This is a genomic window from Tardiphaga sp. vice304 (genome assembly GCF_007018905.1).
GTDB lineage: Bacteria > Pseudomonadota > Alphaproteobacteria > Rhizobiales > Xanthobacteraceae > Tardiphaga.
Genome location: NZ_CP041402.1, coordinates 5,616,982 through 5,629,981, shown reverse-complemented (window position 1 = coordinate 5,629,981; position 13,000 = coordinate 5,616,982). Strand labels below are relative to the sequence as shown.

At 59.7% G+C, this 13,000-nt stretch carries 7 protein-coding genes and 1 pseudogene; 6 read left to right on the top strand and 2 right to left on the bottom strand.

Features of this window, described 5'->3' with window-relative positions; genetic code table 11:
- Positions 1-183 precede the first annotated feature (183 nt).
- The 4 genes from FNL56_RS26795 (at position 184) to FNL56_RS26780 (ending at position 3,592) form a co-directional block, all read left to right on the top strand.
- A complete protein-coding gene (locus FNL56_RS26795) occupies positions 184-684 on the top strand; it encodes a hypothetical protein (protein WP_168204701.1) in 501 nt (166 codons plus the stop codon).
- A 166-nt stretch (positions 685-850) separates the two neighbouring features.
- Positions 851-2,359 (top strand): IS21 family transposase, encoded by a 1,509-nt coding sequence (istA, locus tag FNL56_RS26790; RefSeq protein ID WP_143581760.1) that lies wholly within the window; start codon positions 851-853, stop codon positions 2,357-2,359.
- Positions 2,356-3,165 (top strand): IS21-like element helper ATPase IstB, encoded by an 810-nt coding sequence (gene istB, locus FNL56_RS26785; RefSeq protein WP_143581819.1) that lies wholly within the window; start codon positions 2,356-2,358, stop codon positions 3,163-3,165. Before istA ends, istB begins: the two co-directional genes overlap by 4 nt.
- 178 nt (positions 3,166-3,343) lie before the next feature.
- Positions 3,344-3,592, top strand: coding sequence for a DnaA N-terminal domain-containing protein (locus FNL56_RS26780; protein ID WP_143582481.1), 249 nt, complete (start codon positions 3,344-3,346; stop codon positions 3,590-3,592).
- A gap of 1,185 nt (positions 3,593-4,777) precedes the next feature.
- Here the strand turns inward: FNL56_RS26780 and FNL56_RS26770 are convergent.
- Positions 4,778-6,739 (bottom strand): methyl-accepting chemotaxis protein, encoded by a 1,962-nt coding sequence (locus FNL56_RS26770; RefSeq protein WP_143579249.1) that lies wholly within the window; start codon positions 6,737-6,739, stop codon positions 4,778-4,780.
- A 665-nt stretch (positions 6,740-7,404) separates the two neighbouring features.
- Here FNL56_RS26770 and FNL56_RS26765 point away from each other — a divergent pair.
- The gene (locus tag FNL56_RS26765; protein WP_143582587.1) at positions 7,405-9,315 is read left to right on the top strand and encodes a diguanylate cyclase domain-containing protein; all 1,911 of its coding nucleotides are present in this window, start codon (positions 7,405-7,407) and stop codon (positions 9,313-9,315) included.
- Between the two features lie 681 nt (positions 9,316-9,996).
- Here the strand turns inward: FNL56_RS26765 and FNL56_RS26760 are convergent.
- Positions 9,997-11,322, bottom strand: coding sequence for an MFS transporter (locus FNL56_RS26760; protein ID WP_143578454.1), 1,326 nt, complete (start codon positions 11,320-11,322; stop codon positions 9,997-9,999).
- Positions 11,323-11,500: 178 nt separating this feature from the next.
- Here FNL56_RS26760 and FNL56_RS26755 point away from each other — a divergent pair.
- Positions 11,501-12,217: pseudogene (locus tag FNL56_RS26755) on the top strand (EAL domain-containing protein).
- Positions 12,218-13,000: the final 783 nt, after the last annotated feature.

Below are 13,000 nucleotides of genomic sequence, written 5' to 3'. Positions count from 1 at the left end.
CGAAAGTGAGCGAGGCGACAAAAGCTCGGATGGCCGACCCGGCTGTTCGTCAGCGAATCAAAGACGGTATGCGCCGTGCCTCCATTCAGAAGGACGAATTACGCGAACTGCGTGCTGTTTGGGCCGCCACCAGTCCGGCAGCACAAGCGCGATTCATACTGAGTTTAATGTCAATCGCATCGCTTGAAGACGCCGATCGCGATGGCTGCAATGGGTGAGGTAATTCCGGCAGCTCGGAGCGCACTCAAGACGTTTACCGCTTTGAAGCTCGCAATGCTTGATGAAGCCGCCATTGACGAGCGCTTGACCCACCTCGACTTTCGCCTTTTCTATTACCTCGCGAGCGCATCGGATCGCGAAACTGGCATCGCTCGCCGTAAGCAACAAGTAATTGCTGAAGCTTTGAACGTAACGCGACGGGCTGTCCAGCTCAGCGCGGGACGCCTGGCCGCGTCTGAGTATATCTCTGTGCTAATAAAGGAAGGCGGCAGCTACACGCATGGCTACGTGATTGAGGTTGATAGGGCGAATGCCAGTTCGCTTTTTCAAAACCCAAAGGCGAACGTGGATTCGCCTTTGGCTAGAAAAAGGCGAACCTGCACAGTAAAAAAAGCGAACGGAGACCCCGATAAAGGCGAACCGCCATTCGCACCAATTCTTCCTGTAGCGCGACAATCAGGATGAGAATCCCGCGACAATCAGGATGAGAATGCGCCGCTGCTGGGGTGACGAAGGGAGGGCGTAGCCCGACCGGAGGCACCCCAGCAGCGGCGTGTCGGCCCGAAGGGGCCTCATTGGCGGTAACGGCGGCTGGTAAAGCATCGGCTTCTCCTTCGAGAGGACCAGTGCTTTGGCCGGCCGGCATGTCACCGATCAACAAATGAGGCTTTTCATGAGCTTGCGTCGCAACCATTCGCCAGCCGTCGCCGCTGCAAAGGCTGGTTTCAGCACCTCCGCCGCCTACCGATACGAGAAGGATCCCCGACTTCCGACCCAGAAGAAGGCGCGCCGCGCACGCCGTCGAGCCGATCCGTTCATCGACGTTTGGGAGAACGAAGTTCTGCCGATACTGAGGGCCGCCCCCGGATTGCGGCCGATCGCCGTGTTCGAGGAACTATGCCGGCGGCATCCGGAACTGGGTTCTGGAACGCGGCGGACGCTCGAGCGGCGCATTCGGGCATGGCGGGCGGTGAACGGGCCGGATCGGGAGGTGATCTTCCGTCAGGAACATCCGCCGGGTCGCATGGGGTTGTCGGACTTCACCGAGGTCGCCGATCTCGGCGTCACCATTGCGGGCCAGTTGCTGGACTGCCGGCTCTATCACTTCCGGCTGCCTTTCTCCGGCTTCGAACACGCCCATGTCGTGCTCGGTGGCGAAAGCTTTGTCGCGCTGGCGGAAGGCTTGCAGAACGCGCTGTGGTCGCTGGGCGGGGTTCCGGAGCAGCACCGCAGCGACAGCCTGTCGGCCGCGTTCCGCAATCTCGGAGCCGATGCCAAGGAGGATTTGACGACGCGCTATGAGGCGTTCTGCGGCCATTACGGCATGACGCCGACCCGCAACAATCCCGGCGTATCGCATGAGAACGGCTCGATCGAAAGTGCGCATGGCCATCTCAAGAGAGCGCTGGCCGATGCCCTGCTGCTGCGTGCCTCACGCGACTTCGACGATCTTGCGGCCTGGCGGGGTTTTGTCGACGAGATCGTTGGCCGCGGCAACGCGCGCAATGCCAAGCGTATCGATCAGGAGCGGACGGCGCTGAAGAAACTGCCGGTGCGCAAGACCGCCGATTATGAGGAGGTCAACGTCGACGTCACGACCTCCAGCGCCTTCACGTTGCGCAAGGTGTTTTACTCGGTCCCATCCCGCCTGATCGGTCACCGGCTGCGCGTACGTCTTTATGACGACCGGCTCGAATGCTTCCAGGGCGCCACGCACATCATCACCTTGCGACGCGGGCGAACCCAGCCCAACGGCAAACACGGCCACGTCATCGACTATCGCCATGTCATCCATTCGCTGCGCCGCAAACCGATGGCGCTGCTCAATCTGGTCTATCGCGACCAGTTGTTCCCCCGCCGCGTCTACGCCCGTGCGTTCGACGCCTTGCTCGCCGGCATTGGCGAAAGACCAGCCTGCCGTGCCATGGTCGGGCTTCTGGCGCTCGCACATGAACGGGCCTGCGAGGCGGAGCTCGGTGCCGTGCTGCAAGCCACGCTCGACGACGGCATCCTGCCGGATCTCAAGGCGCTGATCGAACGCTTCCGACCGAAGGGCATGGCACTACCGGTCGTCGTCGTCACGCTGCCCTCGCTCGCTATCTACGACCAGATTGCCGCGGCTGTGGGAGAAGCCGCATGAACGCGACCGTCAAGATCGACGCCGCCCGTGTCGAATTGCTGCTCAGCGAACTGCGTCTGCCCGGCATCAAGCTGATCTGGGCCGCCCTGGCGGAAACCGCCGATAAGGAAGGCTGGCCCGCCGCCCGCTTCCTGGCGGCCCTGGCTGAACAGGAGATGGTGGAGCGAAACCGTCGTCGCTTCGAGCGTCATCTGGATGAAGCCCGCCTGCCGCCGGGCAAGACCCTCGCTGCATTCGACTTCGATGCCGTGCCGATGATCTCAAAGGCGCAGGTGCAGGCTCTCGCCGCCGGTGACGCCTGGCTCGACAAGGGCGCCAATCTGTTGTGTTTTGGTCCCCCTGGCGGCGGCAAATCGCATCTGGCAGCGGCGCTCGGCATGTCCCTGATCGAAAACGGTTGGCGCGTGTTGTTCACCAGAACCACCGATCTCGTGCAAAAGCTCCAGATCGCGCGCCGCGATCTCACGCTTGAAGCGGCGATCGCCAAACTCGACAAATATCACCTGCTGATCCTCGACGATCTGGCCTATGTGACCAAGGATCAAGCGGAGACCAGCGTTCTGTTCGAGTTGATCAGCGCTCGCTACGAACGCCGCTCGATGCTGATCACCGCCAATCAGCCATTCGGTGAATGGGGAAAAATCTTCCCGGATCAAGCTATGACCCTCGCGGCGATCGACCGCCTCGTCCATCACGCCACGATCCTCGAAATGAATGTCGACAGCTATCGCCGGAAAGAGGCTCTCGACAAGGCTCGTGGAGCCGGACGACCGCCAACGCGCGCGACAATCAAAGCGTCATCCTGATTGTCGCTCCACGACAATCAACTCTACAGCACGCGATTATCGCTTGCGTTATCGTCAGGCCGCGACAATCATCCCCACGCCGCGACCGCTAAATTGCCATCCTGATTGTCGCGCTTCCCATCCAGATTGACGCGCTACATCTTCCCTTGAATTCCCTTGATATCCCTTTGGGGGGCCGATGCCTGACGTCGTTCTTGCAAGTTTAAGAAAGTGGCTTGGCGATGATATCTTCAGAAGCTGGATCGCCAAGCTTACGATCGCTGGCGTCGCGGATGGTACAGTCACGCTGATGGCTCCCACACCTTTTTACGCGGAGAGAGTTATGCGTGATTATGAAAAGCCACTGATCAATGCGTGGAGCACCATAGATCCCTCGATTGAGCGCGTCGCTGCCTTTGCCGCAAAACCTGGGATTTCCAAGATATAAGCTGGATAAGGCGAAAGTCTGGATGGTTGGGGAGTCGGACCGGTTAGGGTGTTTTATCCAGAGAAAGTCTGACCTCAATCCAGAAAGCCCATCAGGGAGCACACCGGTGATCATGGTGCCAATAGGGGCTTTGGACTGGTTAGGGTGCTTCGCATGGGAAGGAAACAATGCACAAAGCCATCCGTGCGTTCAGCAGCAAGGCGCGAGACCGCCAATATCGATGCTAACGGAAGCAGCTGTAGCAACCGGTAAAAACGTTTTACAGGTTGCTCACATGGGGGCGGAAGTCGCGAGCCTCCGATATTCCATCCACTCCAGCCAGAGAGGGGGGGTGGCCAAAACTCTAGAGGGCAGGGGCATCGGACCGGTTAGGGTGTTTCATCCAGAAAAAGTCTGACCTCAATCCAGAAAGCCCATCAGCGAGCACGCCGGTGATCATGGCGCCAAGCCATCCGTGCGTGACGCGGCAAGGCGCGAGACCTCACCTGGCGACGCTGACGGGAGCAGCCGTAGAAACCGGTAAAAACGTTTGACAGGTTTTTCTTATGGGAGCGGAAGCCCTTGGCCTTCGAGGCTGCATTCACTCCAGCCCGAGAGGGGGGGTGGTCAAAACTCTGAAGGTTAGTGGCATCGGACCGGTTAGGGTGGTCCACACGCAAAAAGTCGGTTTTTAACAACTAAAAGCCCACTTGCTCCCGATCCGTCAACGCGTCTGATGCCAGCGAAAAGTTCGGCGGAATTAATACAAAAAGCCACTCCCGTTGTTTTGCCGTCGACCGTCTCTACTGCTCATAACGTGCCGCCTGTATAGATGCTGTCAAAGCATGGGATGACCGCGTAACCACAGAGTCAGACGATACAAGCGACCGCTGCTTCGAAACGCTCGCGCGTCAAAGCGGCTACCCTATGCAATCGCCCTAGATCTCGATCGCAAATCGGCAGGCTGAAATCATGATGCGCATCGCATCAGAATTTGGATTTAGGCCGGCGAGCACGAGCAGGATCTCAGTGCCAGACGAGAGCCGTCTGCCCTTGTTTGATCAGTCCACCGTTTTGCGAGCATCGGAATGATCGACATGAACGGGAAGCGAACGAGAGCTCGGCGGCGGCTTCAAAGGATGCTCGCTGATCTTGCGAAAGCGCGTAGGCCGGGCGATTAACGCTGAGATCGTGTTAGCCCTTGTACTACGCCGCTCTTACTTCCCGCAAAAATGCATCGACCTGCGTCTTCAAATCTTTGCCGCTCTGCGATAGGTCCGCGGCGGATTCCACGACGCGTGAAGCGGCGGCACCGGTTTCGCGAGCGGCTTCATTGACCCCGACGATGTTTTCCGAAACTTCGCCGGTGCCGCGGGCGGCGTCGGCGACGTTGCGGGCGATCTCCAGGGTAGCCGCGCCTTGTTCTTCGACCGCGGCAGCAATCGCACTGGCGATCTCGCTGACCTTGCCGATGGTCGCGGTAATGCCCTGGATCGACCCCACCGACTGCCGCGTGGCGTTCTGGATCGCGCTGACCTGCGCCGATATTTCGTCGGTCGCCTTGGACGTCTGCGTCGCCAGTGCTTTCACTTCGGACGCGACTATCGCAAAGCCGCGGCCGGCTTCGCCAGCACGCGCCGCCTCGATGGTGGCGTTGAGCGCCAGCAAATTGGTCTGCGCAGCAATCTCGCTGATCAAGTTTACCACATCACCGATCTTTTGCGCGGCGGCGGCGAGGCTCTGGACTTCGGCATTAGTGGCGTTGGCCTGGTTAACGGCGTCGCCTGCAACGCGGGCGGATTCATTGACCTGCTGGGCGATCTCGCTGATCGAGGCATTAAGCTCCTCGATCGCGGCGGCGACGGCCTGCGCGCCTTGGGTGGCAACTTCAGAAGCGGCGGCGACTGCGGCAGTCTGGCGGGTGGCGTCGGAGGCGGTGGCGGCCATGGACTGCGCGGTGCTGCGGAGTTCGCCGGCCGCGGATCCCACGGCGTCAACCACGCCGCCGACACCGGACTCGAACCTCGCCGCCAGCGCATTCATACTATCGCGGCGCTCCAACTGGCTGCGTTCGCGCTGCTGCTCCTGCGCCGCGCGCAATTGATCCGTCTCGATCAGGCCTTCCTTGAAGATTGCCACGGCGCCGGCCATGGAGCCGATCTCGTCCTTGCGGCCGGCGCCGGGAATCGCCACCGCATGGTTGCCGGCAGCTATGGCGCGCATCGCCGCTTCCAGCGTGCGGATCGGTTTCGCCATGCCGCGACCGACAAAGGTCGCGATGCCCGCCGCCAGCAGCAGCACGCACACAGAAGCGATGACCAGCCAAGTCAGCGCGCTGCGCGTCAGCGCCGCGTAGGCGGTTACATCGCGCACGATCTCGAACACCGCAACCGGCTGATCCGAGAAGTTCCTGATGACCCCGAAAGTGGTGGCCGAGGGACGCCCGTTGGTTTCGCCGAACTGGATCACTGTCTCACCGCCCATGGCGCGGCGGATGGCGGAACTGTCAGCGGTCGCACCGGTCAGCGTTGTGGCGAGCGTCTTGGTGGACTGCCCGTCGAGCTGATGGATCGCGACGTCCAACTTGAAGCGGCTCTTCATGCTGTCGACGAATGTCTTACCGAACGGCGCGCCAATATCGACCGTGCCGACCACAGTATTGCCGTCGCGCATCGGACTGGTGCCAAAAATGTTTAGCACATCGCGCCCGGCCTCGATGCCGCCGACGGCCTTCCCGGTATTCATCACTTGCACAACCATCTTGCGTCGCGCCGACAAGTCGTCGTCGAAGGCGGTGACATTGTGGGCGCGCGCAAAGGCGACAGCCGGCGGAATTTGGATGGTGATCAGTTCTAGGCCGCTCGGCGTGATCCGCTGCATGGCTTCCTTGAGTAATGCGAGCGTGCCGGCCCGGTCCCTGGCGCGCACCACATCCTTGAGCTGCGGCATCGACGCCAGCGCGTCCGCGACGGCAAGCGCGGCCCGTGTGTCAGCGTTGAGCGCGGCGGTCAAGTTGGCGTAGTCGTTCTGCGATTCCCGGTTCAGCGCGACATCGACGATGGCCTGTTGTTGCCATGAGCTGAAGGCAGCAACGACGCCGCAGGCACCAGCCGCCACTAGCGTGATTGCGAGGACCATACGTGCTGAAATGGACGTGAGTGTCTGCATGTTGCCCCTCGACCCCCCGAAATAATTTTTTTGCTGCACCGCTAATATCCCACAACAGTTAGGGAGTTAGCGTGAAGAAGGTATTAAGGGATACCCGGCTGAACTGTATGATCGCCAGTACCTCGCTCAGCGACGGAGGGGGGGTATCAAAACTCTGAGGGGAAGGGGCATGGGACCGGTTAGGGTGGTCTACACGCAAAAAGTTGTTTTTTTAATCTGAAAAGCCCACTTGCTGGGCGTAATCCGCACCCGAGCATTCAACGGAAATAATACAAAAGCCACCTCGCGTTTCGGATACGCCTTCGGCCATGGACCGCTTCTGGCGCGAAGCGGTCAGTCATGGATATGTCCGCTCTTAGGGGCAGTACAGACATGCCGGGGCTAAGACTGAGGTCGCCATTTGACCCATAGCGGACCTGAATTAATGGCTTCCGAGAAATTCAGCTTTTGACCGGTAGCGGACAGATAGGGAACGGAGGCGCTGGCGAACGACACCCGGGTCCGTAGTTTGAAGGTGTCAGCCTTTTGAATTCCCGAGTTTCACCTGTGGGCGTCCTCAGATTCTATGTCGTCCTACTAACAAGATTACAGATTTTACAGCTAATTAACACGTTAATGGAAAGGTGATGCCTATCTGCATCCCCCTCGAAGAGATTTGTGGCCCGATGAGTTTCGTCCGCCGAGAAGACGCTGCCCTACAATTGCCGATTTGGGCTGCAGTCTTCCTAACGCTCATTTGCGTTGCGATCTTCGCTATGAGTAGCTGGCGGGAATGGTCCACGAGGAACGCTGAGCTAAAGAATACAGAAATCGACATGGCAAACCTTGCGCAGTCGCTCGCGCAACACGCCGCCGATACATTCGAACTGGCCGACACGGTTCTCAATGGCGTCGTCCATCGACTTGAAGTCGACGGCAATGGCCGCGAAGCCATCACGCGGCTTCAGACCTTCATCGATATGCGCAGACCAAAACTGGGCCGTATCCGCGGCCTGTTCGTCTACGACGAGACCGGACGTTGGCTCGCAACGACCGAACCGGTGAGCCTGAACGGTCTGAACAACAGCGATCGGGAATATTTTCGCCGTCACGCTGAATCAGACGATCGCGGTTTGCTGATCGGCCGGCCTGTAAAAAGTCGTTCCGGCGGACAATGGATCATTACCGCCTCAAAGCGTTTCAACCATCCAGACGGCTCCTTTGCGGGCGTCGTGTTGGCCACCGTTGACGTCGCATACTTCGTGAAATTCTTTGATAGATTTGATCTCGGAAAGAAGGGCGCGGTTTCTCTCCTCAGTGCCGATGGCATCATGCTCGCGCGCAGCCCCGATGATGGAACTTATGTCGGACGGGATTTGTCGAACACACCGTTTTTTAAGGATCGTGCCGCGCGTCCAGCGTCGGGCGCGTATTATTTCACATCGCCCCTGGATGGAGTCCAACGGCTGAGTTTCTACAGGACGAGCGAGCATTTTCCCCTTCTGATCCTAGCTACCAAAGCACAGGATGAGGTGCTGGCCCCGTGGCGCAAGGATGCCGCCGTGCGAATGACATTCGTCCTCGCACTGCTGCTCATAATTGCCGTCATTGGCGTCTTTTTCGTTCGGCAATTGCAGGTGCGTCAACGAATGGCCGCTGAACTTGTAGCCAAAGAGGCGGACTTTCGCTTGCTCGCTGAGGAATCCAGCGACATGGTCACTCGCATCGGAATGGATGAGCGCATTCAATATGTTTCGCCGTCATCGAGCCGGGTGGTGGGCTGGCCACCGGAACAGCTAATGGGGACGCCGGCGCTGGCGGGCGTGAACGCGGAAGATCTCCCGAGGGTAAAGGCGCTGGTGGCAGCCTTGAAGCGGGGCGAAGAAGAAGACGCCCGGATCGTGTATCGCAGCCGTCATCGGGAGAAAGCGGAGGTATGGATCGAATCCACCATGCGCGTCACCAGGGAGTATGAAACGGGAGCCATCAACGGCGTCGTCGCGATATCGCGCGATATGACGGAGCATAAAGACCTTGAGCAGAAGCTGTCTTCGCTTGCGACCTTAGATGGCCTAACCGGAATAGCCAATCGCCGACATTTCGACGAACAACTGGAGAGGGAATGGGCAAGGGCGCGACGGGATGGCACTCCATTGTCACTGCTAATGATCGACGTCGATCATTTCAAGAAATACAATGATCGATACGGACATCAGGCTGGTGACGTTTGCCTGAAGTCTGTTGCGCAGGCGCTGGCCGCAGCGGCTCGACGACCCGCCGACGTAGCGGCAAGATACGGCGGAGAAGAGTTTATTCTGCTTTTGCCCGATACCGATCGCGCCGGATGCGAACTGATGGGAAGCAAGATCAGGGACTCTCTTGCCGTCCTTGGCATCGATCATCAGGCGAACCTCCCATCCCAAAAAGTGACCGTGAGCATCGGAGGCGCAATAGCTTTCGTCCAAGACGCCAAAGCGTCAAGCTCATGGCTGGTCGAGGCAGCAGATCGAGCACTGTATGTTGCGAAGCATGAGGGGCGCGATCGACTAGTGACGTCGGGCACAATAGCAGAGTTGTCGAAGGGAAGGAATGCCTAAGGCCCTCGGAACCATCAAGAACACCACGGTCTCGACTGATGGAACAATCGGCCACCTTCATAGCGCTACCAAGTACCTGCGAACCGCCAAGTGACCTAAGATCAATCTCTTCCGCTATTGGCACGCCGTGGTGCTGCTGCGCAGCAGCACGTCGACTATCGATGCAGAGCGGACTCTGGCGCGGCATCAGCCTGGCGGATTTATGGTTTCATGGCCTAGGGCCTTTTGGTGGCCGCTCCGAGATGAAGGGGGGGGGGTGAAAACTCACAGGGTTAGGGGCGTCGGACCGGTTAGGGTGTTTCATCCAGGAAAAGGCTGACCTCAATCCAGAAAGCCCATCAGCGCGCACACCGGTTATCAAGGTGGCAATAGCGGCATCGGACTGGTTAGGCTGCTCACGCAGGGAGGAATAGTCCCCGTCCTGGCAGAGCTTGCTCTTGGGGGGGGGGTATCAAATCTCTACGGCCTAGGGGCATCGGACCGGTTAGGGTGGTCCCCACAGAATAAGTTCAAAGTTCAATAGAGAAAGTCGCACGCTCAGAGCATCTGACTCTGCCAGACGCTTCATTTGCCCCCGGAATGCGTTCCATAACAACTGATGTACGAATCAGCCTCGCCTCTTTCTACTAGGTAATTGAATGTCGCCCAACGCGTGATCGTATCAAGTCGGGCCTGCTGTCATTAGGGCCAACGATGATGCAGGTCGTCGATCACAAACGCGTGGGCATGTCCCGCGTGTTCGCCGTGCACGTGAGGATGGTTCGAAGGCAGATCGGGATGGCGGTGCGGGACCACATCGTTGTCCGACGCGAGCCACACCGTTCGGGCTAGTAAAACGCCGGAGAGCGCGACCGCTGCGAGCACAAGCAAGGTCGGCACCAATCCCGCCCCCGAGCCAAGCCAGCCGGCCAGCGGATAAGTCAGCAGCCAGCAGGCGTGCGACAGGGCGAATTGCGCGGCAAAGACAGCGGGCCGGTCGGCTGCGTGCGCCGAGCGCCGCAGTAAGCGTCCGGACGGCGTCATGACGGCCGAATAAGCGACGCCGAGCACCGCCCACGTTGATAGCAGGCCCGGCCAGACCCACTCCGTGGCCACAGACGTCGATACCAGCAGGCCGAAACACAGAAGCGCCGCTGCGAGCAGCCCTGCCGCCGAAAGCATGACCGGGCGATCCGGCACCCGGTCGAGCAATCTCGGCAGCGAAAGTGCTGCCACCATAGAACCGCCGCCGAAACATGCCAGAGCGATGGCCACGTCGGTGTCCGATCTGTGCAGCATCCCGCGGACCAGCACGACGGTGTTGACGATCACCATGGCGCCCGCTGCGGCGACGGACAGGTTGAGCGCCAGCAGGCCGCGCAGGCGGGGCGTAGCGAGGTAGATGCGGATCCCGCGCGTGGTGTTGTCGTATATGCCTCGCTTGCGCTCCGACGCCTGGGGCTGAGGAATGGTTACCGACAGCACCAGGGCCGCCGAGCAGAAGAAGCCGATCACCGTTCCGAAGAACAACAGGTGGAAGGTGATCACCGTGAGCAGCGCCGCGGCCAGGATCGGGCTGACCAGGCTCTCCATGTCGTAGGCCAGCCGGGACAGCGAAAGCGCCCGGGTGTACTGGGCCTCGTCCGGAAGCACGTCCGGAATGGTCGCCTGGAAGGTTGGCGTGAACGCCGCAGAGGCCGACTGCAGCACGAAAATCAGTAGGTACACCTGCCAGACCTGATCGACGAACGGCAGCACCAGCGCCACCGCGGCGCGCGTGAGGTCCATCGAGACCAGGAAGGCCCGGCGCGGCAGCAGATTGGCGAAGCCGCCGACGACGGGCGCCACGCCGACATAGGCGATCATCTTGATGGCAAGCGCGGTCCCGAGCACGGCACCTGCCTTGTCGCCGGCGATCTTGAAGGCCAGAAGGCCAAGCGACACCGTCATCATGCCGGTGCCGATCAGCGCGATGACCTGCGCTGCGAACAGATGACGGTAGGTGCGATTGGCCATAACAGAGAGCATGTTGGGCGTCCTTGCTGACGGCTGTCCGATATCGATTGTAGCCCATTTACCGGTTTTTTAGCTGTTCGCCATTACTCTAACTGCTGTTTTGCAAGTATCAGAAATTGGCAGGCGAGTGGACATGGGTGGCAAGTGCGCAGGATGCGGTGAAGAAGTCGCGCTCCCTTTCTAATTCAAGATGGCTTTTCAGCCGATCGTCGACCTCAAGGCCAAACGCGTGTGGGGCTATGAGGCGCTTGTGCGTGGCCCGAACGGCGAGTCCGCCTTCTCGGTGCTCGATCAGGTTACCGAAGAAATTCGGTACCGCTTCGACCAAGCTGCCCGCGTACTGGCGATCGAGACCGCCGGCGCCTTGTTCAAGCAGCCGCATTTGCGGCTGTCTATCAATTTCATGCCGAACGCCGTCTACGAGCCTGCGGCGTGTATTCAGAAGTCGCTGGCCGCGGCCAAGCGGGTCGACTTTCCGCACCAAAACCTGATGTTCGAGTTCACCGAGAACGAGAGGATGACCGACGTAGCGCATGTGCAGAGGATCGTTGAGGCGTATAGGAAATTCGGCTTCATGACGGCGCTGGACGACTTCGGCGCCGGCCATGCCGGCCTCGGCCTGCTAGCGCGGCTGCAGACCGACCTGATCAAGATCGACATGGAACTGCTGCGCAACATCCATCTCAGCCGCGCCAAGCAGGCGATCGTCGCCGGCATTGTCGGGATTGCGCGCGAACTCGACATCATCGTGCTCGCCTAGGGTGTTGAGAGCGCCGCCGAGCTCACCGTGCTGCGCGCTGCCGGCATTTCGCTGTTTCAGGGCTATCATTTCACAAAGCCTGCGTTGATGGCGCTGCCCGATGTGCCGTTGCTGGATCAGCCCATCCTGATCCGTAGCGTAAGTTAGAGAGACTTTTCCTTTTGCGGAGCCTCACGCCGCCAGTCAGCGTAGTAAGGTAGCGTACATGGGTATGGTGCCGTCGGTTGGTCAGGCCGAAGCGCTGTTTACATAACTTTAGCTATGTCCCGCTAACCAGGATCAATGGGGTCTAATACTGCAATTGCGCTAGCTAGCAGATGGCCGGCTTGGCTTCATGCCGTCGTCCTGTTGCTTGCGAGCTGGGTGGTCATGGCCTCACTGTCCTTGCAGGTTCGTCCCGGCGCCGATGTCGTCGCTGTCGCCTTTCCGCCGTGGTGAACCTCGCAGCAGATATTCCTTGCCGCGGCTTCTCCCAATGCAGCGATCGTCAGGACCAGTGCGCTGACATCTATCTTAATTGTCCGCCCGGACGGTTTCGACGGCCTCAAACGGCTGTTCGACGCTGGCGCCTGGTTGGCTGTCGAACCCCAGACTGAGCGCCCGATCCAAACGGGTGGGAGTTGCGGATAACGCGGAAGCTGACTGGCACGCAGCCCCATTGGCAAAACATGTGTCGCATTGGTAAGTGCCGCCGATGTCCGTAAACCAGTGGTTGATGAAGACGTGGATCGCCTGCTATAACGGCGCCCATTTCTTGAAATGGGGTCGAAATCGGATGACTTGCCCGTCTTGCCGCGCCCGTTGCTCATTGCTGCCAAATGGGGCCACCAGCTGAGCGCAGCGCCCAATCACCTTATAAAGGTCAATCGAAGCGCTAAGCTGGTTCTAGCCAGTCCAAGTTGATTCCAAGTCCCCCTGCTGGTCAGGCCC

What these genes read in the sequence shown, in the direction of transcription:
- istB (WP_143581819.1), top strand. Translation starts at nt 2,356, where the DNA reads ATGAACGCGACCGTCAAGATCGACGCCGCCCGTGTCGAATTGCTGCTC.
- FNL56_RS26780 (WP_143582481.1), top strand. Translation starts at nt 3,344, where the DNA reads ATGCCTGACGTCGTTCTTGCAAGTTTAAGAAAGTGGCTTGGCGATGAT.
- FNL56_RS26770 (WP_143579249.1), bottom strand. Translation starts at nt 6,739, where the DNA reads ATGCAGACACTCACGTCCATTTCAGCACGTATGGTCCTCGCAATCACG.
- FNL56_RS26765 (WP_143582587.1), top strand. Translation starts at nt 7,405, where the DNA reads ATGAGTTTCGTCCGCCGAGAAGACGCTGCCCTACAATTGCCGATTTGG.
- FNL56_RS26760 (WP_143578454.1), bottom strand. Translation starts at nt 11,322, where the DNA reads ATGCTCTCTGTTATGGCCAATCGCACCTACCGTCATCTGTTCGCAGCG.